This is a genomic window from Bacteroides caecigallinarum, from assembly GCF_021530995.1.
GTDB classification, from domain to species: domain Bacteria; phylum Bacteroidota; class Bacteroidia; order Bacteroidales; family Bacteroidaceae; genus Phocaeicola; species Phocaeicola faecigallinarum.
On the sequence record NZ_JADYTF010000012.1, the window covers coordinates 22,754 to 48,095 of the forward strand.

Here is a 25,342-nt window from a genome sequence, read left to right on the forward strand (position 1 = left end):
TATACAACTAATATAGGAGAAACTAGACAATGAGTAAAGTTCGTATGGAAGAAGGTAAACTTGTTGTACCTTCAAATGTTACTATACCTTTTATTGAGGGAGATGGTGTTGGAGCTGAGATAACTCCGGCTTGTCAGAAAATTGTAAATGAAGCAGTAAAATTAGCTTACAAAGGTGAACGCTCAATAGAATGGATGGAAGTGCTGGCCGGTGAAAAGGCCTACAAACAGGTAGGAGAGTGGCTTCCGGAATCAACTATGGATGTGTTCAGAGAATATCTTATAGGAATCAAAGGTCCGCTTACAACGCCTGTAGGAGGCGGAATACGTTCACTCAACGTGGCATTGCGCCAGACATTGGACTTGTATGTTTGTCTGCGTCCTGTAAGATGGTTTAAGGGTGTAGTATCTCCTTTGAAAGAGCCTCAGAAAGTTGACATGTGTATTTTCAGAGAGAATACAGAAGATATATATGCCGGAATAGAATGGGAGCAGGGTACTCCTGAAGCAAAGAAATTCTATGATTTCCTTTATAATGAGATGAAAGTTACCAAGGTGAGATTCCCTGAAACTTCTTCTTTTGGAGTAAAGCCTGTCTCTGTAGAAGGTACAAAACGTCTTGTTCGTTCTGCCATACAATATGCCTTGGATCATAAGCTTCCGTCGGTAACACTTGTTCATAAGGGAAACATCATGAAGTTTACCGAAGGTGGTTTCAAAAAATGGGGATATGAAGTGGCTGAAACTGAGTTTGCAGAACAGACATTCACCATGAACTATTATCAGCAGTTGAAGAAAGATTTGGGCGAAGAATCTGCAAAGGCTGCCATGGCTGAGGCTATCAACAAGGGAAAAGTGATAATAAAAGACTGTATCGCCGACGCTTTCCTTCAGAATACATTGCTGAAACCGGAAGACTATTCTGTTATCGCAACTCTGAATCTTAACGGTGACTATGTTTCCGATCAGCTGGCTGCCATGGTAGGTGGTATTGGCATTGCTCCGGGAGCAAACATAAACTACAATAGCGGTCATGCCATTTTCGAGGCTACCCACGGAACAGCTCCTGATATTGCGGGTAAGAATATGGTCAATCCATGTTCTCTTCTTCTGTCATCAGTAATGATGCTTGAGTATTTGGGATGGCAGGAAGCAGCCGACCTTATAACATCTGCACTTGAACAGGTTTTTGAAAATTCTGAGGCAACTATTGATTTGGCTAGATTTATGCCGGGTGGTAAAGTCTTGAGTACAGAAGAGTTTACTGAAAGAATAATACAAAGTCTATAATTCAACTATAACGAACTGAACATGAAAAAAGAATATATAGTTTACAAACTTTCCGAATGCGCAAAGCAGGCTTGCAGAATAGACAACAGTCTGTTTACAAGCTTTAATGTTAAGCGCGGACTTCGTAATGAAGACGGAACAGGTGTGCTTGTAGGACTAACCAAGATAGGAAACGTAGTGGGATATGAGAAAACGGAAGAAGGCCTGAAACCTATTCCGGGTAAACTCTTCTATAGGGGATATGATTTGGATGATATTGTTCATGCTCTTTTGAAAGAGAAACGTTTCGGCTTCGAGGAGGTTGCCTATTTGCTTTTGTCAGGTGAACTTCCTGACAAGGAGCAGCTGGCTTCTTTCAAGGAACTGATAAACGACAATATGCCTCTTGACAAGAAGACTACAATGAATATCATCGACCTGGAAGGTCATAACATAATGAATATCCTGGCCCGTAGCGTTCTGGAAATGTACACATTCGATCCTAATCCGGATGACATCTCTCGCGACAATCTCATGCGTCAGTCTATCGAACTTATCTCAAAGTTCCCAACAGTAATAGCATACGCATATAGCATCTATCGCCACAGTACACACGGACGTTCATTGCATATCCGCTATCCGGATGAGAAACTCTCGTTGGCTGAGAATTTTCTTTACATGATAAAGAAAGATTACACACCTCTTGAGGCACGTATGCTTGACCTTCTGCTGGTTCTCCAGGCTGAGCACGGTGGTGGTAACAACTCTACATTCACTGTCAGGGTTACAAGTTCTACACGCACAGATACATATTCAAGTATCGCAGCGGGAATCGGTTCGCTAAAAGGTTCATTGCATGGTGGAGCAAACATTCAGGTAGTAAAAATGTTCCATCACCTGAAAGAAGCCATTTCAGACTGGACTAATGTAGATGAAATAGACACATACCTTATTCGTATGCTTAATAAAGAGGCATACGACAAGACCGGATTGATATATGGTATCGGACATGCCGTATATACCATTTCCGATCCGCGCGCAGTACTTCTGAAGGAATTGGCAGGTGAACTGGTAGCCGAGAAAGGCTGTGAAAAAGAATTTGCCTTCCTTGAATTGATAGAGAAACGTGCCATAGCTTGTTTCAAGAAAGTCAAGGGAGACAAGAAGAAAGTATGCTCAAATGTTGACTTCTATTCAGGATTCATATACGAGATGATGGGCTTGCCTCATGAGATATACACTCCTCTGTTTGCTATGGCGAGAATTGTCGGTTGGACAGCTCACCGTATTGAGGAATTGCATTTCGACGGCCGTCGTATTATCCGTCCTGCATACAAGAATGTACTTAATGAGGTACCTTACAAACCAATATCAGAAAGATAATAGTTAATAATGAAATAATTGATTGGTGAAAACAGCCGGCTGGTTCGTTCTGAACCGGTCGGCTGTTTGGTTATTGTTGAACTTTAAGGCATATCCCCACACCCTTCAGTACATTCAGTGATACATTTGTATCTTTAGATAGATATTTTCTGAGTTTTGTTATGAAAACATCAAGGCTTCTGGATGAATAGAAATCAGAATTACCCCAGATTTCATTAAGGATGTTTTCCCTGCTTACAACTTTTCCTTTTTCGCGGCAAAGCATTTCAAGTATTTTGCTTTCCTTAGCTGTCAGGTTGTGTTGTTCATTTTCGAATATTAGCATGTGCTGTGTCGGGTCGAAACTGTATTTGCCTATTGTAAATATAGTATCTTCATCATTGCCGACTGGACTTTCTGCTTGAGTGTTATGCCTCATTCTTAATACTGCCTGAATGTGTGCGTCAAGCTCCTCAGGAAGGAAAGGTTTCTTTATATAGAAGTCTGCTCCGGCCTGATATCCGTTTATCACGTCACGGGCCGTAGTAAGACCTGTAATAAAGATTATGGCCAATGACGGATGATTCTTTCTGATGTGCTGTACCATAGTCACTCCGTCCATTACAGGCATTTCCACGTCAGAAACTATTACATCGAAGTTTTCCTTTGTAAGCATATCCAATCCGTCTTTACCGTTGGCGACGGATAATACCTCATAACCTCCAATCATCTGTTCCAGACTGCTTTTTAGTATGAAACTCAGATTTTTGTCATCTTCCACCAGTAATACTCTTGTCATCATTCATCAGTTTTTTATAGGTAAGGTCAATATGAATTCACTGTATTCTCCTTCTATGCTGTTTAACGAAACGCTTCCGTTCATAGCTGTTATGACTTTATAGACGTAGTTCAGTCCAAGTCCGAAACCTGATACTTTATTGTCTTTTCTATATTCCAGTCCGCCACGTTGGAACTTCTCAAATATTCGTTTCTGTTCTTTTAGTGGAATACCCCATCCATTATCCCGGACTTTTATAAGGATTGAACTTCCATTTTCTTCTGCTGTCAGTCTCACAGTCACTTTTTCGTCAGAGTATTTCAGGGAATTGTCTATCAGATTGCTTATAGCTTCTTTCAGATATTCCTTGTCTGCCATCAGGTGTGATTTGATACTGACATCTTTTATGAAAGAAACATTCTTGTCCGATTTCAGACTGAATTTCTGTATCAGTTCATCAAACATTGAGTTCAAATCTATTTCCTCGTTATTGAGTTTGAGTCTTGACTGCTCTATCTTGGCTATTGTAAGTATCTTTTCTGCAAGATTCAGAAGATGCATACTCTCTTCTTTCAGTATGGAGAAATATTGCTTTTTCAGTGCCGGATTACTGTCCATCATACCACTTTCAAGTACATGGCCGGCCATCGTGATAGTGTTTATCGGCGTTTTCATATCGTGAATCATGGCATATGTGAAGTCCTGTCTCAGCATGGCTATCTTGTTCTGTTTTATGATGATTTTTATCTGATAGATTATGCATCCGGCTACAAAACAGATAAGCAAAGCTGTAGCAATGAGCAGTACGCTCATTTCGCGGATTGCTATCCAGTAAGGATTTACGATAACTGCCTGCACGCATTCTGTCTTGTCCTTGTTAAGTGCCACGACTGAAGTCTTTACAGTCCTCATGGCATTTATTCCGGAAATCTTCTTTTCACCGTCAATAGGAATGCCTGTGGAATCTACTTTCAGACAGTATAGCTCGGCATTATATCCTTCTTCTTTCATATCAGCCTTGAAGATGGAGTCCAATAATTGGAGGGATACGTGCGACTGGTATAACGAATCGGCATAATTGTTCAGAAAGGATATCAGATGTTCTTTCAGAGTCTTGTCGCTGATGGTCTCGTCATAGTCCATGTCGGTTGACAGGTTTAAGGTCTTGTCCTCACCGTATGATTCTGTTATGATATTGAGCCTTTCCAGCACTTCGTTCAATACGGATTTAGGAAATATACGGTTTCCGGATTCGGTCAATTGCTGTTCTATAAGCTGATATGTTTTCATCAGCCAGACACTCTGGATAATCACAATTACCAGCAATCCGAGAAATGTTATTATTTTGATATACTTTCCGTTCATATATTGATATTTTGAAGCACAAAGATATAACAATAAATTAACATTACTGAATATGATAACGATAATATAACAAAAGCATAACAACCGTATAACGTATTATGACGAGCGTTTAGGCTTACTTTGCATCACGAAAACAAATAACTATGCTTTATGAAAACTTTAGTGATTATTATCTCTTGCATGATTATATGCATAAACAATGTCATGTCGCAGAACGTGAACGGAAAAGTAGTAAATAGAAACCAGCAACCGGTTGAGGCTGTAACTGTAGTGATGCAGTCTGAAGACTCGGTGTTTGTGGATGCAGTGATAACAGATGCTCAGGGAAGGTTTGTGTTCGATACTGGTCTTAAGTCATTTCGACTGATATTCCAGCATATTCTTTACGAAACGGTTTCCAGAGATTTCAACGAACCGAATGTCGGTGTGATAACAATGAAGGAACAGAATTATAGTCTTGATGAAGTAGTTATAAAAGGAGAGCGTCCTTTAGTGAAGGCTGAAAACGGATTGCTGTCATACGATGTATCTGTAATAGCAGAAAAATCATCGGTAAGCAATGCCTATGAGGCTGTAACACGCTTGCCGGGAGTGATGGAACAGGATGGCGGACTGCAGCTCGTTGGAGCAGGCAGCCCAACCATAATATTGAACGGACGCCCATCGTCCATGACTGCCGAACAGTTGGTAAATCTTCTGAAGAATACTCCTGTTTCGAATGTAGAGAAAGCGGAAGTAATGTACAGTGCTCCTGCAAAATATCGTGTAAGGGGAGCTGTTATAAATATCGTATTGAAAAAGAATAAGTCAGAAGAGCCTTTGTTGCGTGGTGAAGTAGGGGGTAACTTCACTCAGGGTATATATTCACGAGGTGGAGGTAATATGAGTATGTCCTTTTCCGGTGAGAAACTGTCGGCAGATGTACTTTATTCAGCAGATTATTCAAAAATCAGATCTTCAAACGATTTTATCTCACATCATACATTAGGCGATAAAGTGTATGATATATCACAGTATAATACCGGTAATCGACAGAGGCTTACTCATAATATGCGCGCTTCCATTGATTATAGAATAACTGATGATGATAATCTGAGTGTGGCATATACATCGGCTATAAGTCCAAATAGTAAATCTACAGAAAATTCTAATGGTACTCTCTCCGAATCTTCAAATATAAGGACGGGAGATGAACAGATGCATAACTTCAGCGCTGATTATACTTCAGGGTGGGGGACGAATGTAGGTATGGATTATACTTACTATGCTTATCCTAGTGTGCAGAACTTTAATGATAAGTCGTCTCTCAAAGAGCAGAAATTTATTCTCAACAGCAGTCAGTATGTAAACCGTTGGAATGTATATGCAGGTCAGACTCACGCATTACCAAAGGAATGGAGCGTAAATTATGGTATCAACTTCTCATTTGCCAATGAAAAAAGCTTACAGAAATATACTCCTACAGACGGAACTGATATGTCAGATATGAATTCATCATCAAATCTTGAAGAAAAGACTTATAATTTTTATGGAGGTTTTGAAAAGTCATTTAATGAAAAACTTTCCTTATCCATGTCGCTTGCCGGAGAATACTATAGACTTGCCGATTATACAGACTGGTCTGTATATCCCACAATGCAGTTAAGTTATGTTCCTTCTGCTGCACACATCTTTCAATTGTCTTTCTCTTCCGATAAGACATATCCTGATTACTGGGATATACAGAATTCTGTAAGCTATCTGAACGGATATTCAAAAGTGTTGGGAAATCCGCAACTGCGTCCTTCTACTGATTATATTGCAGACCTAACTTATGTGCTTAAAAGCAAATATATGTTCAGCGTATATTATACCCATATAAAGGGCCTTTTCGGACAGTTGGCATATCAGAGTCCTGACGAACTGGTCATGATATATCAGTCTGTAAACTATGACTATCAGAGGAATTTTGGAATATCTGCCATAATACCATTTACAATAGGAAGTTTCTGGAATTCGCGTATCACACTTGATGGTTCCTACTTCAGGCATGTGTGTCGTGATTATCATGGTATAGGCTTCGACAACTCCGTATGGCGAGGAGTCGCTATGATTAACAATACATTTACTTTGTCCTCCAAGCCATCCATCAGTCTGGAATTGAATGCTATGTATGTCAGTCCGTCAATTCAAGGCAATTACGACCTGTCGTCAATATGGAAAGTAGATGCCGGCTTGAAATGGATATTTGCAAACAAGGATGCCGAATTTCGTCTGACAGGTAATGACCTGTTTAATACAGCTACGCCGAATGCAACCGTAAATGACAGAGGACAACGCTTTGAAATAATACAGCATGCAGACAGCCGTTACGTTTCGCTGTCGTTTACATACAGGTTTGGCGGATTTAAATCTAAGGAACGCAAGAAGGTTGACACTTCAAGGTTTGGATATTAATAAAAAAGGACTGGCTTCCCTAAAAGAAAGTCAGTCCTAAATCTATATCATAGATATATCATTTTGTGATAATCTGTTTAGCCCATTCTTCAGCCTGTTTGCTTCCTCTGTTGAACAAGCGGCCTTCTTTCCAATCCACTTCTGGATACAGCTTCTTCAGTTGTTTAACACTGTTGTTGATGGAGCTTCCGCCTGACGTAGCAAAAGGAATAACCGTCTTGCCGGAAAGATTATATTTTTCAATGAATGTATTTACCGGACGCGGACATAAATCCCACCAGATAGGGTAGCCTATAAATACAGTGTCGTAGTCATTCATATCAATAGCTTCACCACCAAGTTCAGGACGTGAATTGTCGTCATTCATTTCTATTGAACTTCTGCTGTTTTTGTCTCTCCAGTCAAGGTCGGCAGAAGAATATGCTTTCTTTGGAGTAATTCTGTACAGTGTTCCACCGGTAGCTTTTGAAATTGATTTGGCAACGCTTTCGGTGTTTCCCGTACATGAAAAATAAGCCACAAGGATTTTAGTTTCCGCATTATCCTTCTTTTGCTGTGCGTCTGACTGGCTGTTCAAGCAAAAAAGACTCATAATTATCAGTATTAAAGTTTTCATGTTATTTCAGTTTTGAATAATCTTCGTCATTAACCGGTTCCAGCCATTCGTTACTGCATCCTTCTCCCGGAATTTCCATTGCAAGATGTGAGAACCAACTGCCAGGAGCGGCTCCATGCCAGTGCTTGACTCCTGTTGGAATGTATATAACATCGCCTGGATTCATTTCTATAGGTTCTTTACCCCATTCCTGATAGTAACCACGTCCGCCTACGCAGATAAGAGTTTGTCCTCCACCTTTTTCGGCTTTATGGATGTGCCAGTTATTACGGCAACCAGGTTCGAAAGTTACATTGGAAACCGGAACGACTTCTGTGACGATTGGTGCAAGATAACTTTGTCCAACGAAATATTTTGCGTATGCATCGTTAGGTTTGCCTATCGGGAAAATAATAGTTTGTGAGTATGCGTCAAGAGAGGCATTAGATGTGCTGTCCGCATTTTCTGCCCATACTTCTTTTGCCATACGGAATGCAGCCCATGCCTTAGGCCATCCTGCATAGAATGCGGCATGTGTAAGTATCTCTGCTATTTCAGTTTTTGTCACTCCGTTTTTCTTTGCAAATTCAAGATGGTGTCTGAACGATGAGTCTGTCAGTCCCTGCGACATCAGTGCAACAACGGTAACGATTGAACGGTCGCGCATGGATAGCAAGTCATTGCGGCTCCATACTTCGCCAAAAAGGATATTATCATTAAGATGCGCGAATTCAGGAGCGAATTCTCCCAACACATCATGTCCTGCGGTTTGCTGGACTTTAACCTGTGATTTAGCCATATTCGGAAAAATTAAAAATGATAACGTAATAAGTAAGAATAATTTTGTTTTCATTTGATATGGGTTTTATAATGAATGAAATTATATGTATGATTTATCAATCAAGCTTAATTAATTCATATTTTTGGCTTCCCATTCCAAGTGCTTCAGCATGATCCAAAGTATGCATGCCGTGACGTGAATCGATACGTTCAATCAGGTGTATCTTGCCATGGTCTTTTGACGAACGAACCAAGTCGGTACATGCACGGTCGAGAGCTACAGGGTCAAGCGATGCGAGAATACCTATATCGCCCATTTTAGGATCTTCCGGCGAAGAATCGCAGTCGCAATCAACAGATAGATTATTGGCTACACTTATGTAGAGTATATTTTCTCCGCAGTGGTCTGCTATTGCTTTTGCAGCTTCAGCCATTGATTCCAGGAAATCATCCTGTTTCGGGTTGCCCCAACTTGTGGTACTTTCTCCAGCAGAATGTATCAATCTTTTACCATTGGACGATGCAATTCCTATAGACATGTTTTTGATTGCACCACCGAATCCTCCCATGGCATGTCCTTTGAAATGAGAGAGGATTATTGTGAAATCATAATTGAGAAATTTCTTGCCGACAATATCTTTTGTGAGATGCTTTCCTCCTTTTACTGGAAGTTCAGTTTCTCCTTCGGCATCCATGATGTCAACATTCGCGATTGCGGTGAAACCATGATCGGCAGCAGCTTTCAGATGGCTTTCTGTATTGGAACGTCCGCCGCCATACGCAGTATTGCATTCTACGATTGTTCCATTTACTTTCTGCACAAGGTCTTTGATAAGCTTGGGTTGCAGGAAATTGTGTCCTCCGGGTTCTCCGGTAGAAAGTTTGACAGCCACTTTCCCTTTAGCTTCGCGTCCTAATGCCTCATAGATTTTAATCAGATTCTCGGATGAGATGTTTTTGTACCAGTAAACTTTAGGGGTATCAGTCGTTTCCGTATTGGCTGATTCCTGCACTTTTGGCGAATGTCCGCAACTTGGTGCTACGAAAGCAATTGCCAAAATAATTGTTAGAAAAATCTTTTTCATATCTTTAAGTATTTGTAGATTGTTTAGAAATTGATATTCACTCCACCCATAACGGTTGCTTTAGGCATCGGGTAACCGGCATTGATTTCATATCTTTGTGCAAGCAGGTTCTCTCCGCGCACCCAGATGTCGAGCCATTTTGTTGTGCGGAACGAAGCTCTTAAATTCCATAATACGAAATCTTCCGTCTTCACAGGGTCGGTCTGTGTATATAGTCCTGCTATGTACTGTATGCCTGTTGATATGTTCCAGCGTCCGCATGAAAAGTTTGCTCCTCCGTAAAGCTTATGTTCCGGTGCGGCAATCACAGGCTCTTTCATGTGCAGATAACTGTAGTTTCCGTCAACTGACCATTGTCTGTTTATGCGGTATGCGGCCTGTACTTCGATACCTGTATTGTCTATCTCGCCAGAATTCTGGTTAAGCTTCCCGCTACCGTTAGGATTTGGCAGAGTCATAATCAGGTTCTTGCCGTCTATATAGAAGAGATTTACTCCATAACTAAATTGTCCGTTCATCAGTCGTTGCGAGAATGCAAGTTCGTAAGTCCACATAGACTCGGGTTTCAAATCAGGATTCTGCGGTGGAAACATATACATTTCCCTAAGGATTGGGTAGCGGAATCCTTTTGACGCCGATGCTTTCATTTCTATGGCGTGAGGAAGATGGAAAGCCAATCCTGCCTGTGGCACCCATTCTGTACCTATGCGTGAATGATGGTCGGCACGGATACCGGCATTCAGTGTGATAAAGGTATTTATATCCTGACGAACATCAATGTATCCGGCAAATTCATTTTCCTGCTTGTCAACCAGATCGGATGTAGTTCCTGCCTTTTCGCCGCTGATATACTCATTCCATGCATGGCCTCCATAGTTGAACCAATCGAATCCGGCTGTGATGCGGTTGCCTTTGAAGAACTGCATACTTTGATAAATAGATACTCCCATCATTTTGTCGAATGAGAGGAAACGGTCGTCTTGCGGACCTTCTCCCTCGGATGGAGTATAGCCATCGTTAATCCAGTGGTCTCCCCAGTTGTAAAAGAAACTTACCGCTCCTGAGGTCTTTTCGTAATTGTTTTCAATGGCAAATGAAGTCATTCCGCGTGTAATTCTCTGGTCCCCGTCAAGAAGTGGAGCACTCACAGGTCCAGGGTATGAAGCGTTGAAGTGGGTAATGTTTACGTCTCCTCTAAGATTCCAGTTGTTTGTCATTTCATAACCCAATTTCGCATATCCGCCGTATTGTTCGAAATTCATATCGGCACGGTGTCCGTCAGTGCGGTTGTACGAACCTGATATTACGCTGGAAAATCGTCCTTTACGTACACGGTTTGTAAGTTCCGTCTCAAGTGTATTGTATGAGCCATAACCTGCATGGAGGTTTGTGTTTACTCCGTCTTCCTGCATTTTGCGTGTTACGATATTAACTACACCTCCCATAGCGTTGGAACCGTAAAGCACTGAAGCTGGACCTCTCAATACCTCTACACGTTCTGCGAGGAATGACTGGTAGGCATCTGATATCGGATGTCCGAAGATACCGGCATATTGCGGATGACCGTCAATCATCACCATCAGTCGTCCTGAACCACCGCTCAGTCCACGCAACGAAATACCTCCCGCTGCACCGTTTGACACTCCATATCCCATAATGCCACGTGACGTTACGAAAAGTCCCGGAACCTGTTCGGTAAGTACTGGCAGTAGAGAAGGCTGCATGGCGCTTTCTATATGGTCACGATCTACCACAGATACAGTCTGCGATAGATGGCGTACATCTGTTTCGCTACGGCTTCCTGTCACTACCACTTCATTGATGTTATAAACCCGTGTGGAGTCTATTATACCTTGTGCCGACAGACCGAGTGGGGTAAATAATGCAATGTAAAATATATTTCTTTTTATATTGGGGATTATTGTTCTCATAAAATATTCTGTTCAGTTTCTATAAATTATGTCTCTATAATTTTTAAATTTGTTTTGATGCTACAAAGTTATCATACATATAGTATAAATACGTATATCTATTACTGCATTATTTACCCAAATTACAGATATTTGTATTTTCCTTTTATCTCCATCCCATGAACATGCGTACGGTATCGGCATCATGATGGTCGAAGAAAAGACTTTTTCCTGTGTCCAGTCCAGCTATATTTCCCATGTCTTCCTGTGACAGTGAAAAATCGAAAATTTCAATATTTTCTTTCATACGTTCGATATGAGTAGATTTCGGTATGATGATAACTCCACGTTGTATTAGCCATCTTAATGCTACCTGTGCAATGCTTTTTCCATACTTTGTTCCAATATTGGCTAATATCGTATTATTAAAGAAATTGTTGCGTCCTTCAGCAAGCGGTCCCCATGACATGATTCTAGTACCGAATTCCTCCATGATTTTCTGTGCTTCAATCTGTTGGTCGAAGACATGCGTCTCCACCTGATTCACTGCTGGTATTATTTCCATGTTACTGGCTATATCTATAAAGTGATCAGGATAGAAATTACTTACACCGATAGCTCTGAGTTTACCTTCCTTGTATGCTTTTTCAAGTGCCCGATATGCTCCGTAGCGGTCACAAAACGGCTGATGCAGTAGCATCAAATCAATATAATCTGTTTGTAGTTTCTTTAAACTTTCGTCTATTGATTTGCGTGCATTCTCGTAGCCGTAATTTGATTTCCAAACTTTGCTTACAATGAAAATTTCATTTCGTTTTATTCCGCTGTTTTTAACTGCTTTTCCTACACCTTCTTCGTTATGGTATGCTTGTGCCGTATCAATCATACGGTAGCCACATTCCAAAGCGTTGCTCACACAACGTTCACATTCTGAAGGAGAGACCTGATATACTCCATAACCAATCTGTGGCATTTCGACGCCATTGTTTAATCTTACTGTTTTCATATTTTCAGTTTTAATTTATTTTGATAATTTTGTTCTTTGTGCAAAGATAGATACATGGTAATATAGGACTAAAACAAAAAATGCGGATATAATTACCATTTTTACAGTTCTTGTTAGTAATTGGAGGATATTTATATGGAAGAAAATAAAGAAATATTCATAGCCCATAGACTTGGTGAAATAAAAACAGATTCGGACGAGGAGTATCTTGCCCATATGCTTTGTTTGGGAGGAACATGTAAGTACTGTTTCAACAGGCAGGATTTTGAATTGCATGCAGGCGATCTGTCCATAATACGCAAGCGTAAAATGATAGAAAAGATAGAAGCATCAGATGATTTCCGATGCAGAATTATTTATGTAAAACCGGAATTTGTGACTCTATGCACTCCGCAGAGTAATTATGGAACTAAGGGACAGTTGGCCTTGTTTCTGAATCCTGTCATGCACTTAAATCGTGAGCAACAGGATATATGTCTTCGTGATTTTGAACTGCTTGAGCAAAGGATAAACGACACAAGTCATCGTTTTTATCGTGAGACGGTTATTAATGCGATGCGGATGGCAATTCTTGATTTTTTTGATTTCCATGCCCGTATTTATGGTGAAAATGATATTACCACACAAAATGCATCCATTATGAATAGATTCCTGAAGATGCTGGAGGACGGAGCATACCGCGAGCACAGAGAGGTGACATATTATGCGGATTGCCTTTGTGTCACATCAAAATACCTGTCCGAAGTTTCAAAGAAGGTTAGCGGATACGGAGCCAATTATTGGATCAATAATTATACCATACTTGATATAACTCGTCTGCTCCGCGATAAATCTCTTTCGCTAGTACAGATATCAGATATGTTCGGGTTTTCATCTATGGCCTATTTCAGCCGTTATGTACAACAATATTCAGGTATAAAGCCTTCTGATTACAGAGAGTGATGGGCATGATTAAGTGCTAAATGTCATTCCTTTTCTGTTTTACATACTCTGTCGGGGAACATCCGCAACATTTTTTGAATAATCTGCTAAGGTGTTGCGGGTAGTCAAAGCCTAGATTATATGCTACTTGTGATGCTGTTGCTCCGCTTATAAGTTCATTTTTGGCACGTTGAATAATGTATTGCCTGATATGGTTACTTGCGGTATCGCCTGTAGTCTTTTTTATAAGGTCTCCAAAATAGTTTGACGACATGCATAATTCATTTGCACAATATTGTACAGTGGGTAATCCGAGTGTAAATTGTATTCCTTTCTCATAATAATCCTGTAACAGGGAATTGAATCGCATCAGTATATCTGAATTTTCCAGCTTTCTGGTCAGGAACTGGCGATTGTAGAAACGTTGGCAGAAATTAAGCATCAGTTCTATGTAGCCCACTATAATTGCATTCTGTTGTTCATCGTGTCTTTTTGATAGCTCATATCTCATTTGGTGCATTAATGACACCAAAATGTCATGTTCTTCTTCTGACATATGTAGAGCCTCGTTTATGCGGTAATCGAAAAATGTATAATTCTTTATAGTCTTTTCCAGTGTCGTTCCTTGTAGTATATCAGGATGAAAAAGTAGTGCCCATCCGGTCAGCATAACTCGTTCACCGTTGTCTTCCTTTCCTCCAATCTGCCCCGGAGCGACACAAATTACAGTACCTTTCTTGTAGTCATATTTGCCACACCCGTATGTCAAGTCTATTTCTGCTTCATCGTGAAAGAATATTCCGTAAACACTGTAGTTGGCCAGACAATGACGTATAGGGGAGACTTCCTTGTAGTCAATTACACAAACCTGTTGGTGTTGGCATTCATAACCAAGCCAGTTACAATAATCGTTTACATTTTTTACTTTCAGAATTTTGCTCATTGTGCTATGCTTTTATCCATGTCACGGCAAAAATAAAACTTTTCACTTAATCTTAAAACTCAATAGTGGCATTATCAGTAAAAATGATACAAATGTCCCACTTATTGTTACTTCACTGTTATCTGGTGCAAGTAACTTTGTGATATCAAAAAAACAGTGAAAAATGGATAGGCAAATCATCATTTCTCCCCAATTATGTGAAGACGAGGTCGTTTGTTTTATTGCAGACCGTTATCACATTAATCCACAAACACTTTTGCAGCTTTTTCTGATGCAGAATGGAATTATAAAAGATACAGATAATGTGGAATGTGAACTACAACTAGAAGATAACGAAATAGAAATATTACGTGGTTTGACAGGTTTTGATAATAGTAATTAATAATGATTTATAGAATATGGACAGAAGAAATTTTTTGAAACTATCATCTGTGGCAGTATTATCTACCGCAGGTTCTTTGACTGGCATATCTAAGGTGATAGCCGATGGTACTTCTGAGTCTGAGAATGTAGATAAAGATATAAATGAAGTATCTTCCGGAAGTATAGAACGTAGAAAACTCGGAGGAATGGAAGTATCTGCAATAGGTCTAGGATGTCTGCCAATGGTTGGTTATTATGGTGGTAAGTATGAAAAGAAAGATATGATATCTCTTATTCGCCATGCTTATGATATGGGTGTAACGTTCTTTGATACGGCAGAGGTTTATGGGCCATATACCAGTGAGACATGGGTGGGCGAGGCTTTAGCTCCTTTTCGTGACAAGGTGAAAATTGGAACGAAATTTGGTTTCGGAGTTGAAGAAGGTAAACCGACAGCTTTAAACAGTAGGCCGGAGCATATTCGCAGAGCTGTGGAAGGATCGTTAAAGCGTTTGCGTACTGATTATATTGATTTGTTGTATCAACATCGTGTTGATCCTGAAGTTCCAATGGAAGAAGTTGCAGGAGTGGTTAAAGATTTAATGCGAGAAGGAAAAGTTTTAAACTGGGGTTTGTCTGAAGCCAGTGCCAGATCTATCAGAAAGGCTCATGCTGTTTGTCCGTTATCAGCAGTTCAGAGTGAATATGCTATCTGGTGGCGTGAGCCTGAAACTAAGATATTTCCTACACTTGAAGAGTTGGGTATTGGTTTTGTGCCATACTGTCCGTTGGGACGGGCGTTTCTAACTGGTGTGATAAACGAAAACAGCACTTTTCATAAAGGAGACCGTAGATGGAATTTACCGCAGTTCACTCCCGAAGCTTTAAAACATAATATGCCACTAGTGAAGCTAATTCGTAAGTGGGCTATGCGAAAGAATATGACTCCGGCACAATTTGCCCTTGCGTGGATGTTGTCGCGTAAATCGTGGATAGTTCCTATTCCCGGTACAACAAACCCTCAACACCTGGATGATTTACTTGGAGCTGGAACAGTACGTCTGGCTGCATGGGAAGTTGAGGAGTTTGATCGTGAATATGCAAAGATAGACCTTATGGGACATCGTGCAGATCCGTTTACTGAAAGTCAGATAGATAAATAATGACGATGCAAGGCTTCGGTATTTTTTAGTTATCATATAATAATCGGTATTTTTTTAAGATTTAAAAGTTAAAAAATGAAGATATTATTTTGTCGTTTGTTGTTACCTTTATTTATGCTTCTGAGTGTAAAATCCGAAGCACAGGAGAAGAGTATAAATATATGTGATTCTTATTATATGGAAAAACAAATTATATGTCACAAATTGCCGATGGAGGCAGACGGCATAGTCCGTCTATCGAAAATAGAGGTATATCCGGAATTCCTTGATGAATATATTAAATATGCTGTAGAAGTAGGGGAGATTTCCTTGCTTACTGAACCAGGGGTGTTGACTATGTATGCTGTGAGTGAAAAAGATAATCCTTGCAAGGTTACCATTCTTGAAACCTATGCAAGTAAAGCCGCTTATGAACAGCATATAGCTTCAGAGCACTTTCAAAAGTACAAGCAAGGAACACTCCACATGGTAAAAAGTCTTTTACTTTCCGACCAAATACCTCTTAATCCGAATAGTCATATCGATAATGTTATCCGGCGGCTGTATTAAAGTTCCATTTTCCAACCGTTATCATTATGATATACCATCAGTCTGCCCATTCCTCCGTCTATCGTGAGGTTTGTTCCGTTGATGAAACTGTTCTTTTCGTCACACAGGAACATAACGGCTCTGGCAATATCTTCAGGCTCGCCTATGCGCTGTGACGGATGTTGCATGATGTCGGCTTCCGAGTAATTAGGAACTTCTGTATCCTTGTGGAAACGTGCGGTCTCAATCCATCCTGGAGCAATGGAGTTCACTCTTGCCATACCGCTGAGGCTTACAGCGAGAGCATGAGTAAGTGCTGCTATACCGCCCTTGGCCGCCGTGTAGCTTTCTGTATCGGCTTGCGACTGGAATGCCCTGCTTGAAGATATGTTGACGATGGACGCACCTTTGGAGAAATGTTCCTTGAATAATACAGTCAGCCAGTAAGGGGCAGCCACACCGACTTTCTGCACATACATGAAATCTTCGTATGAGCATCCGCTTAATATACCTCCGTTCATCAGACATGCATTGTTTATAAGGAAGTCAATTCTCTCTTCTTTTGACAATACCCATGCGGCAAAACTTTCCAGTACTTCTTTCTCTGAAATATCCCCTTTGTAGCAGAATATATTTTCGTCAGTATAGTGGTAAATGTCTCTGTCTATAACATATACTCTGGCACCTTCTTTACTGAAACTCTCAGCAATACATCTGCCTATACCGGCATTACCTCCGGTTACTATACATACTTTGTTGTCGAACTGCATAACTAATATTGAAATTTATCTTCCCGGCATTATTGTAGGGTTGCCGCCCTGATTTTTAAATTTTGCGCTTCTTATTATCTCATAAAGAATACCTCCTACGTCAAGTCCTATTTTGGTCTTGTTGAATTTGTAATAAGGTATTGCAATAGGGCGTGTGTCCCATCTTCCTCTCATAGGGTCATATATCCTTTCTGCACCAACTTCCATTCCCCATCTATCGTTGAACTCATAGCCTATGGTTCCTCCGAAACTGCTCATTTGAAATCCGTAAGCATTTGCAGGAGCGTATGAACCGAAAGCCCTCAAACTTAGTTTCTCATTCGGTTGGTAAATTACTGCTCCAGATGTTCCGAAAACCTGACCGGTACTGAACGGGAAATTAAACTTGGTAGCATTCAGTCCTGCCTGTATTTCCCAATAATCATTTATATTGTATTGGTACATCAGTGACGCTTCGTTTATTCTTCCAATCCCGGGCAACGTTGATTGCGAGCCGTAACCATACAGATTGGGAGCCATCATTCCGCCGGTACTGTAATCACCGTAGAACATAGGAGAGGGGTTCGTATAGTAAGGCATGTAGAACGGGCGGCGCAACTTTATTTCCTGTATTTCCATCTGTTGTATTTCCGTTTCAGCCTTTACTTCAGGCTTTTTCATACCATTGTTGGCAGGTGATATTTTCGGTATGCCAATACTTTCATCAGTTATGGCTCTCAGGCTGTCCTTTCTCAACTTTGAGTTGTCTTCCTGGGCATAGATACCCGCTGTAAAGAGGCAAAATGCAGATAGTATGATAATCCTGAATTTCATATACAGATGTTTTTTACAAAAGGATATAAAGTCTGTTATTCATATCAAAGTTAGCCAAAGCTTTAATAATTACAAAGTATCTTCTGTATCTTTATTATTTGTTTTTCGTTTTTTACAAATCAGCCATAGTGAATACCGTTTAAACAGCATTTAAATACTGCTTGAATGGTATTTAAACGGTGTTTGATAAACAAAAAGTAGCACCCCTGTTGAGAGTGCTACCTTCATAAAAATATTTTTACTTTTCTGTTCCTTTTGAATTTTATTTTACAATCTTGGTCAGCAAGGTCTTTCCGTAGGCATTGCCTTTTGTATCGTGAGCCTCAGACTTTACGAGCCCTACACCTTTTGCATACCATTCAGTGATTCTCAATGTAGTAGTCTTCAATACAATCTTTGTACGTTTCAGATATGATATTTTAATACAGTCGAATTTCCCAGCTGTGGTGCTTACAGTTTCATTACCCATATATGCAGCCCCTGAAATGTTTATTTCGTTTTTCAGCATATTAAGAATAAGTTTATATGAGCGGTCAGGCATAGATTCACCTGCTTTTGCATTGTCCGACAATGTAAAAGAGTTGTCTCCATCGAACTTTCTGTCCTCTTGCAGGGCCGCTTTAGCTGTAGGACCGTACTTATCAGGGTCGGAGTCCGAAGCTATATAAAGTTCGTACATCAGGTCTTCTGTACAAACGGTATTATTACCATCGTAGCTCCATTGTGTCAGTGAATAGGAAGTGTTGTTTTTTGTCTTGGTAGTCACTGTCTTGCTGTAATAATCTGCAAAAGTCTTACCGTCTTCACTTGTAACGTTTTTTACAGTGGTAGTTACGTTAGAAATACTCTGGCCCACTTCATCATAGTTTACGTAATGCAGTTCCGTACCGTTCTTTGTGCAGAAATACTGTGCTTCAGCCATTCCGCAAATGAGTAATGCACTGACGAATAATGCTATTTTTTTCATAATGGAATTGTCTTTTATTTGTTTAATAAATCAAGTTATTTCCAAAAACGATGCGAACTTACAAAAAATAAAATTAATCATCTACAGGTATGAAAGAAATGTATATAAAAAATGAATATAATGTAAATGTCAGCCGATTAAACCTTGTTTTTGATTTTTACTATCCAACTTCATTTATCACTTTTCCTGTTTACGCGTTCAAGTAATCCTCTTTCTTCAACTTGTTTTTCAGATACTTCCAGTAGTTCCTGTTCTTGGTATAATCATCTTGGGCATTTAGCACGCCTACAATATCTAGTACAGAAAACCACCATTTGGAATTCTTGTCATCCCAAATGGCACGTACTTCTCTGTCATCAAAGAAACGGATGGATATTTTATTTATTTTGGTTATAATTAGAATCGTTTATCTGCCTTTCTGTCTCATATTCTGAACTGTACTCCACGGTATGACTTTACACGATAACCTACACTGATTATCATGTCAAGGTTATAGTAAGCTACTTTATATTTTTTATTGTCAGAGGCAGTTGTTGCAAAAAATGCAACAACTGAGTCCGGATTCACTCTCCGTCTTCGAATACATTATTAATATGTCGGGAAATGGTAGATTTGTTTCTCTGGAACAGTTCTGCCATTTGTTCGGCTGTAAGCCAAACCGTATCATTGCATAGAGTAACTTCTATCCTTGATTTGCCATCCTCCGTCTGGTAGAGAATTATATTTCCATAGTTTTGCTCTCATTCATGGTCGATTCTTTTATTTTAATCGGATATTATTTCCAATATACTCAATCTTCCCTTGATTTCTCAGTACTTCCAAAGCCTTTTTAAAAGCTGTTTCAACATTTGTTCCACGTCGTGTGAAACCAAGTTTTTTGGCTGCAATCAGTGTCAGACTGTCTTCGTCAACAGCTACCTGTTCAAATAGCGATTCTTTAATTACATTCAACAACTCTATCTGTGGAATATCTATAATGTCACGATTAGAATTAGGTCTGTATATCTGATAATTATGACTGTCTGATTTGCTTAACCACATTATTCCATTATCATCTTTATAAAAAGATGGCTCATACATACTAAGAGTTTTCTGAAGGGTTGGAGTTACTCTTCCACTACCACGCAACGAACAAACTCGTCGGCAAAGAAGCATAAAAGTAATAGGTTGTTCAGTTGAAATAATATTTTTCATAAGTGTTTCATCTGATAAACTTATAGCTTCTGCCTTGTTGGTATTATAGCAGATATATTCCCGTGCATTTAGAGAACAATCTTCCAACTTTTCTTGAGAGATGTCAAAAGACTTAATCTGAGATCTCTGTTCAGTTTCAGATTCAGAAGAAAGACGTTCTATGATACGATTTATCACTCTTTCTTTATTATTAAACCAATCTACACTCCAAACACGCATCACTTGCCAGTTTAATGCCGAAAGGACAGAAGGTTGTACTACCTCGCGGTCGCGTGTAGTATGAGTATCGCGATATCCCTCACCGTCCAAAAGAATACCGAGACGATATGTGTCAGCTTTATTTTCATCGCAAATTGCCACATCTACCTTGAATTGTGAGCGACCAATATTTGTTGCTACTGTATAGCCTCTTTTCTTCAGTTCTGTTGCAATCTGTTCAGCCAGTAGGTTATCATTAAAATACTTGTCATTATGTTGTGAAGATGAAGGCAATGACTGTGTTTCGGCATATTGTAGAAAATGTTTCAGTCCCTCCACGCCGCGAGCTTTTGAACGACGCAAATCAATATCAGATGATTTCAACGTAGAGAATACATACATCTCCTGACGTGCACGGCTTACTGCAACATTAAGACGGCGCTCACCACCTGAATTGTTCAACGGGCCAAAATTCATGGAAATTTTTCCATCTTTATCTGGTCCATATCCGATAGAGAAAAGTATTACATCTCGTTCATCTCCCTGAACATTCTCCAGATTTTTCACAAAGACGGGTTCATACATTTGCTGAATGATATCCTGTAAAGTATTGTCTTTTTCCAGTTGTTCCTGCAACAAATCTTCTATCAGACTTTGTTGAACAACACTGAATGCAATCACACCTATACTTTTCTTTTGTAATTCTTCGTCTCTAAGTCTGCGGACGATTTCTTCTACAATTACTTTTGCTTCTGTCAGATTGCAACGTTTTCCGCCTTTGTCATAATAACCCGAAACGTGAACATAATGTACTTTGGTATGCTGGTCATCAATAGAGGGGAATGTAATCAGAGAACCATCATAATACTCGTTATTCGAAAAAGCAATCAAACTTTCGTGACGTGAACGGTAATGCCATGAGAGCTGTAAGGATGGAATCTCAAGAGTTCGACAATCTTCAAGAATACTTTCCATGTCATCAATGCATGCTTCTTCAATATCTACATTAGTAGAAGAGAAGAAACTGGTTGGCGGCATCTGCTTGGGGTCACCTACTACGACAAGTGATTTTCCACGGGCTATTGCACCAACCGCTTCGCTTGTTGGCATCTGGGAAGCTTCATCAAATATTACTAAATCGAATTTATCCTGACAGAGATTAATATATTGTGCTACACTCATCGGACTCATCAGCATACACGGACACAAACGTGGTAGTAAGGTCGGTATTTGTTCAAATAAATCGCGTAAGGATAATCCACGTCCCCCATTACTGATATTGCGATTGAGTAAACCTATTTCACTACCACTGCTCGCATTGTCGATAACACGCGGTATTCTGGTCGCTAATTTAGCATAAAGTTCTTTTTGTGTGAGTAATTGGAATTCATCTGTCATGCGTTTATAGGTAGCTACTTTGTCGTCAAAAAGCATACCTTCGAATGTAGCTAAAATTTCTGATTTACGGATTTTTTCTTCTGCTTTATATTGGAATAAAGCTTTTAGATAGGTATTGCGCACAACAGTTGTATCCATACTTTGTGTTTGCATGACTTTAACCACACACTCCAGTCCATTCACTTTAAGTTCATTACAAAATTCAGACCAATGAAGCCAGTCGCGCATCAGGGCAGAATTTTCTGCCCATCGTTTCATTTTGCCCATGGCAGTTTCGATGATACTGTTTTCCGGCATTTCATCTGTTGGTGTTTCAATATCAAAGTATTGCTTCAGAATTTGTCTGATTTGTTCTATTTCCTCATGCTGTTTTTGATAAATGGCAAACTGGTTTATTAGTGAATCAACTTCTTGCTCCCTAATGTATTGGTTGTATTGTTTCAAACGCCTAAGGAAACTGCGTTTGGCAAAGAAACGTGGTATGAACCATTTAGCTTTGATTTCACGCCATGAAATACGTAGCTCTTCGGCATTTTCATTAAAGAATTCTAAAGAGTTGTCACGTAATAGCAGTTCATACAGTTCTTTTGTATGAGATAATTCATGACTTTTCGACATCAGTACCTTCAGTACCTGTATTTTTTTATGAAGGTTCATGACTGTTTCTTCACTATGCTGTAACATATCCCGATTAATCTGGAATCCATTCAACGGGTGACATGATGGATGTCCTATCAATTTGACAACCGTATCAAAGCGTGTTCCTAGTAAATTCTCAACTCCTTTTATACCTTCTTTGGTTAGTAGTGAGTCCAGTGAAGAATTAAAACTGAAATTGTTCATAGGAGCAACGGATAAAGCTTCATATCGCAAGATGCAATCATAGAGAGATAATCCGTCTTTAGGCTCTTTTTCATGAAGAGCATTCATATATGCAATGAGTGCTTTGCGTTCTTCAAATATTTTGTTTGCCTGAAATTCGAAATTTTCAGGAGATTGGATGTGGGTAACTTGAAGAGCTTTTTCCAATTGTTGCAGTACATGCCGTTTAGTAGTTTTATTGGAATGAAGTTCCAAGCAGAAAGGATCAAGACCAATCTTTGCCAATCGGCTCTGTACTACACTAAGTGCTGCCATTTTCTCGGCAACAAAAAGCACACGCTTCCCTTGATAAAGGGCATTTGCTATCAGATTTGTAATTGTCTGCGATTTTCCGGTTCCGGGAGGACCATACAGGATAAACGAGTGCCCCTTACCTGCTTCTATTACAGCAGCCATCTGTGAAGAATCTACAGGAACCGGTAAAGCTATTTCTGCTGGTGAAATCTGCTGATCAATATTTCTTAAATTGTCAGTAATAGGTTCCGGAGTCCAAGTAAGTTTATTCTCTACCAGACTATTTATAATATCGTTTTTGCGTAGCTCTTCTCTATGGCTATGTATATCATTCCACATGAGGAACTTACTGAAAGAGAAAGTACCTAACAAACATTCCTCCTCGACATCCCAGCGTTTTTGCTCTTTCAGTGCTGCGCGAATAGCAGCAAAAATTAGAGGTACATCAACTCCACTCTCATCCTTTGGCAAAGGATCTAATCCATTTACCTGAATCCCATAATTTTGCCTGATGAACTCTATTAGGGTTACATTTAGTGATATTTCTTCATCTCTTGTGCGAATATAGTATCTCCCCTTTTTATAGACCATCTCTACAGGAAGTAATAATAAGGGGGCGTAACGCGGAGTTTCACTTTGTTGAGTTTCAAACCATCGAAGAGTACCTATAGTAAGAAATAATGAATTGGCTCCTGTTTCTTCAATTGCATTACGAGCTGCACGATATATATTCTTCAGCACATCTCGAGTTTCATTTTCGGTCTGATAAGTATGTAGCACATGATGCTCTATGTCGCTACGAATCAATTCATGTAATTGTTCGTGTAATTTTGAACGGACTAAACGTTCATTGTTGTCAAGCTGAAATTCAATATTTGGTTTTGAAATAATGCAATATTCTTCACCATCCTGAAGATGATCTTCTATACGGTCTATATCAAAAGAAATGAATTGTATGGCTTTACGGCGTAAATAAAGGTTTAGTAAGGAATTTCGTAAGGAGAAGTCAAGCAATTTTCGTTCCCAAATATCAAACTTCGTAAGCTCTTTTTTCTTGTCTGTCATCAGGCTGAGGTCGTATCTGTCATGCTCTTTTATTTCGAACAGGCATTGTTCATGTCCTACGCCTGTCTCTTCGAATGTCCATTCTCCATTAGTCAGTACTCTGGTCGGTAAAGGGAAAATCCGTTCCAGACGGCTTCTTTTAATGTCGATAAACAACTCAAAAACACTATGGTCTGCTAAATTCTGTTCTGCAATCTTTACAGCATTTTCAAATGAAGTCGTTTCCTGGGCTACCTGCGTACATTCAACGACAAGCATTTCATCAATGCCTCGTGAACATTTTTTTTCTATGTAAGAAGCATCATCGCATATACTACAGGAATAACAGTCATCAACGAGCCATACCCCAAGATAGGCATGCCCTTTTTGAATTATCACAACAGTGTTGATTCCAATGCTTTCTAACACTGAAGCCATAAGAAGGGTAAGCTCAATACAATTTCCAATTTTGATAGATATTACTTGGTCTGGCATTGTAATACGTTGGCCGATATCTTCATAACTTGCTGGCACACTGCGATAAACAATTCCAAGCTGATGTACGGCTGTAAAAACGGCAGCAACTTGCAAACGCACATCATTACTGTTGCAAGTCTGATAGGCAGTCAGTACAGAAGAACCTGTTACTTTTTTTAAGGCTTCAGCTGTTTTGACTACCAAACTGTTGATAGCCGGATGATTAGGAGTTACAAACGAAACAAGAGTTTGTGGCAGAATAGTAATCCCCAACCAATGATCGTATGGCATTAATTCTATTTCGTACTGTTTCTCTTCTATAATTTCGTCCTGACTTGTTACTGTTAAAGTAAAATATGTTACAATCCTTTCTGTTAATACCGCCAGTTTTGACGCATCAGGAGATATTTCAAAAGACATTACACGCACCGTTTCTCCTGCGTTAATTCGTCCTATTAGATAGCTCTCGTACTCTTTGATGAATTCCCCTTTACAGCATACCTTTACATCATTCAAATGTTGAACCGAAATATTGGTTACATTAACCGATTGACAAACAGGTATTCGATTATGAAACAATGCATAGTTTACCGTTTTTATATAATCTATATCTATATTAACTGATTTCATTGTATATGTATTTTTCTTTTTTTATCATGTCAAAATCAGGAATTTCATATACCTTCATTTAATCCATACATAAAGATGATGTAAGAGAAGTAATACTCATTAAGTGTGTTGATATATTTCTTCTTTTATATATTATAAAGTTTTGTCTTATTCGAAAGTAATTACTGTTTATTTGTATTTCCACTGCATATTAATTACTTTAAATAAGCGTGTTATTTCTACAATACAAAGA

Annotated in this window: 18 protein-coding genes and 3 pseudogenes; 7 read left to right on the forward strand and 14 right to left on the reverse strand. The window is 39.5% G+C overall.

The window, feature by feature from the left end; all coding sequences use genetic code 11:
* Positions 1-29: 29 nt before the first annotated feature.
* Entirely contained in the window at positions 30-1,289 is a 1,260-nt protein-coding gene (gene icd, locus I6E24_RS03245) for an NADP-dependent isocitrate dehydrogenase (RefSeq protein ID WP_235326180.1), read from the forward strand.
* Positions 1,290-1,310: 21 nt separating this feature from the next.
* On the forward strand, positions 1,311-2,651 hold the full coding sequence (locus tag I6E24_RS03250) for a citrate/2-methylcitrate synthase (RefSeq protein WP_235326182.1): 1,341 nt from the start codon (positions 1,311-1,313) through the stop codon (positions 2,649-2,651).
* Between the two features lie 70 nt (positions 2,652-2,721).
* Here the strand turns inward: I6E24_RS03250 and I6E24_RS03255 are convergent, their stop codons facing one another.
* Positions 2,722-3,432 carry a response regulator transcription factor gene (locus I6E24_RS03255; RefSeq protein WP_204402373.1) on the reverse strand — a complete coding sequence of 237 codons (711 nt, stop codon included), beginning with the start codon at positions 3,430-3,432 and terminating at the stop codon, positions 2,722-2,724.
* 3 nt (positions 3,433-3,435) lie between these two features.
* Positions 3,436-4,773, reverse strand: coding sequence for a sensor histidine kinase (locus tag I6E24_RS03260; protein WP_235326184.1), 1,338 nt, complete (start codon positions 4,771-4,773; stop codon positions 3,436-3,438).
* 150 nt (positions 4,774-4,923) lie between these two features.
* Between I6E24_RS03260 and I6E24_RS03265 the strand changes: the two genes are divergently transcribed.
* Positions 4,924-7,209, forward strand: a complete 2,286-nt coding sequence (locus tag I6E24_RS03265; RefSeq protein ID WP_235326186.1) for a TonB-dependent receptor domain-containing protein — start codon at positions 4,924-4,926, stop codon at positions 7,207-7,209.
* A gap of 58 nt (positions 7,210-7,267) precedes the next feature.
* Here I6E24_RS03265 and I6E24_RS03270 read toward each other — a convergent pair whose 3' ends face one another.
* The 5 genes from I6E24_RS03270 to I6E24_RS03290 form a co-directional block, all read right to left on the reverse strand.
* Complete coding sequence (locus tag I6E24_RS03270; RefSeq protein WP_235326188.1) at positions 7,268-7,825, reverse strand: flavodoxin; 558 nt, start codon at positions 7,823-7,825, stop codon at positions 7,268-7,270.
* Between the two features lies 1 nt (position 7,826).
* On the reverse strand, positions 7,827-8,657 hold the full coding sequence (locus tag I6E24_RS03275) for a carboxymuconolactone decarboxylase family protein (protein ID WP_235326190.1): 831 nt from the start codon (positions 8,655-8,657) through the stop codon (positions 7,827-7,829).
* Between the two features lie 43 nt (positions 8,658-8,700).
* Complete coding sequence (locus tag I6E24_RS03280; RefSeq protein WP_235326192.1) at positions 8,701-9,669, reverse strand: DUF362 domain-containing protein; 969 nt, start codon at positions 9,667-9,669, stop codon at positions 8,701-8,703.
* Between the two features lie 23 nt (positions 9,670-9,692).
* On the reverse strand, positions 9,693-11,600 hold the full coding sequence (locus I6E24_RS03285) for a TonB-dependent receptor (protein ID WP_235326194.1): 1,908 nt from the start codon (positions 11,598-11,600) through the stop codon (positions 9,693-9,695).
* Positions 11,601-11,745: 145 nt separating this feature from the next.
* Complete coding sequence (locus I6E24_RS03290) at positions 11,746-12,585, reverse strand: aldo/keto reductase (RefSeq protein WP_235326196.1); 840 nt, start codon at positions 12,583-12,585, stop codon at positions 11,746-11,748.
* A 135-nt stretch (positions 12,586-12,720) separates the two neighbouring features.
* On the opposite strand from I6E24_RS03290, the gene I6E24_RS03295 reads away from it, so the two are divergent.
* On the forward strand, positions 12,721-13,527 hold the full coding sequence (locus tag I6E24_RS03295) for an AraC family transcriptional regulator (RefSeq protein ID WP_204507697.1): 807 nt from the start codon (positions 12,721-12,723) through the stop codon (positions 13,525-13,527).
* A 16-nt stretch (positions 13,528-13,543) separates the two neighbouring features.
* On the opposite strand, the gene I6E24_RS03300 is transcribed toward I6E24_RS03295, so the two are convergent.
* Positions 13,544-14,449 carry a helix-turn-helix domain-containing protein gene (locus I6E24_RS03300; protein ID WP_235326198.1) on the reverse strand — a complete coding sequence of 302 codons (906 nt, stop codon included), beginning with the start codon at positions 14,447-14,449 and terminating at the stop codon, positions 13,544-13,546.
* Between the two features lie 163 nt (positions 14,450-14,612).
* Here I6E24_RS03300 and I6E24_RS03305 point away from each other — a divergent pair, with 163 nt between their 5' ends.
* From I6E24_RS03305 to I6E24_RS03315, 3 genes and pseudogenes are all read left to right on the forward strand, one after another.
* Entirely contained in the window at positions 14,613-14,831 is a 219-nt protein-coding gene (locus tag I6E24_RS03305) for a hypothetical protein (protein WP_235326200.1), read from the forward strand.
* A 187-nt stretch (positions 14,832-15,018) separates the two neighbouring features.
* A complete protein-coding gene (locus I6E24_RS03310; RefSeq protein ID WP_394800353.1) occupies positions 15,019-15,975 on the forward strand; it encodes an aldo/keto reductase in 957 nt (318 codons plus the stop codon).
* A 195-nt stretch (positions 15,976-16,170) separates the two neighbouring features.
* Positions 16,171-16,524: pseudogene (locus I6E24_RS03315) on the forward strand (putative quinol monooxygenase); the annotation flags it as partial.
* Here the strand turns inward: I6E24_RS03315 and I6E24_RS03320 are convergent.
* From I6E24_RS03320 to I6E24_RS03345, 6 genes and pseudogenes are all read right to left on the reverse strand, one after another.
* Positions 16,521-17,273, reverse strand: coding sequence for an SDR family oxidoreductase (locus I6E24_RS03320; RefSeq protein ID WP_235326204.1), 753 nt, complete (start codon positions 17,271-17,273; stop codon positions 16,521-16,523). The pseudogene I6E24_RS03315 and the gene I6E24_RS03320 overlap by 4 nt on opposite strands.
* Before the next feature lie 15 nt (positions 17,274-17,288).
* Positions 17,289-18,086, reverse strand: a complete 798-nt coding sequence (locus I6E24_RS03325) for a hypothetical protein (RefSeq protein ID WP_235326206.1) — start codon at positions 18,084-18,086, stop codon at positions 17,289-17,291.
* A 262-nt stretch (positions 18,087-18,348) separates the two neighbouring features.
* Complete coding sequence (locus tag I6E24_RS03330) at positions 18,349-19,053, reverse strand: TapB family protein (RefSeq protein ID WP_235326208.1); 705 nt, start codon at positions 19,051-19,053, stop codon at positions 18,349-18,351.
* A gap of 205 nt (positions 19,054-19,258) precedes the next feature.
* Positions 19,259-19,438, reverse strand: a pseudogene (locus I6E24_RS03335) (cell filamentation protein Fic); the annotation flags it as partial.
* 41 nt (positions 19,439-19,479) lie between these two features.
* Positions 19,480-19,775 (reverse strand): annotated as a pseudogene (rhuM, locus tag I6E24_RS03340) (RhuM family protein); the annotation flags it as partial.
* 37 nt (positions 19,776-19,812) lie between these two features.
* Entirely contained in the window at positions 19,813-25,110 is a 5,298-nt protein-coding gene (locus tag I6E24_RS03345; RefSeq protein WP_235326210.1) for a DUF4011 domain-containing protein, read from the reverse strand.
* Positions 25,111-25,342 lie beyond the last annotated feature (232 nt).

Excerpts from the sequence above, each read along its gene's own strand:
- icd (WP_235326180.1), top strand. The coding sequence starts at position 30 with ATGAGTAAAGTTCGTATGGAAGAAGGTAAACTTGTTGTACCTTCAAAT.
- I6E24_RS03250 (WP_235326182.1), top strand. The coding sequence starts at position 1,311 with ATGAAAAAAGAATATATAGTTTACAAACTTTCCGAATGCGCAAAGCAG.
- I6E24_RS03255 (WP_204402373.1), bottom strand. The coding sequence starts at position 3,432 with ATGATGACAAGAGTATTACTGGTGGAAGATGACAAAAATCTGAGTTTC.
- I6E24_RS03260 (WP_235326184.1), bottom strand. The coding sequence starts at position 4,773 with ATGAACGGAAAGTATATCAAAATAATAACATTTCTCGGATTGCTGGTA.
- I6E24_RS03265 (WP_235326186.1), top strand. The coding sequence starts at position 4,924 with ATGAAAACTTTAGTGATTATTATCTCTTGCATGATTATATGCATAAAC.
- I6E24_RS03270 (WP_235326188.1), bottom strand. The coding sequence starts at position 7,825 with ATGAAAACTTTAATACTGATAATTATGAGTCTTTTTTGCTTGAACAGC.
- I6E24_RS03275 (WP_235326190.1), bottom strand. The coding sequence starts at position 8,657 with ATGAAAACAAAATTATTCTTACTTATTACGTTATCATTTTTAATTTTT.
- I6E24_RS03280 (WP_235326192.1), bottom strand. The coding sequence starts at position 9,669 with ATGAAAAAGATTTTTCTAACAATTATTTTGGCAATTGCTTTCGTAGCA.
- I6E24_RS03285 (WP_235326194.1), bottom strand. The coding sequence starts at position 11,600 with ATGAGAACAATAATCCCCAATATAAAAAGAAATATATTTTACATTGCA.
- I6E24_RS03290 (WP_235326196.1), bottom strand. The coding sequence starts at position 12,585 with ATGAAAACAGTAAGATTAAACAATGGCGTCGAAATGCCACAGATTGGT.
- I6E24_RS03295 (WP_204507697.1), top strand. The coding sequence starts at position 12,721 with ATGGAAGAAAATAAAGAAATATTCATAGCCCATAGACTTGGTGAAATA.
- I6E24_RS03300 (WP_235326198.1), bottom strand. The coding sequence starts at position 14,449 with ATGAGCAAAATTCTGAAAGTAAAAAATGTAAACGATTATTGTAACTGG.
- I6E24_RS03305 (WP_235326200.1), top strand. The coding sequence starts at position 14,613 with ATGGATAGGCAAATCATCATTTCTCCCCAATTATGTGAAGACGAGGTC.
- I6E24_RS03310 (WP_394800353.1), top strand. The coding sequence starts at position 15,019 with ATGGAAGTATCTGCAATAGGTCTAGGATGTCTGCCAATGGTTGGTTAT.
- I6E24_RS03320 (WP_235326204.1), bottom strand. The coding sequence starts at position 17,273 with ATGCAGTTCGACAACAAAGTATGTATAGTAACCGGAGGTAATGCCGGT.
- I6E24_RS03325 (WP_235326206.1), bottom strand. The coding sequence starts at position 18,086 with ATGAAATTCAGGATTATCATACTATCTGCATTTTGCCTCTTTACAGCG.
- I6E24_RS03330 (WP_235326208.1), bottom strand. The coding sequence starts at position 19,053 with ATGAAAAAAATAGCATTATTCGTCAGTGCATTACTCATTTGCGGAATG.
- I6E24_RS03345 (WP_235326210.1), bottom strand. The coding sequence starts at position 25,110 with ATGAAATCAGTTAATATAGATATAGATTATATAAAAACGGTAAACTAT.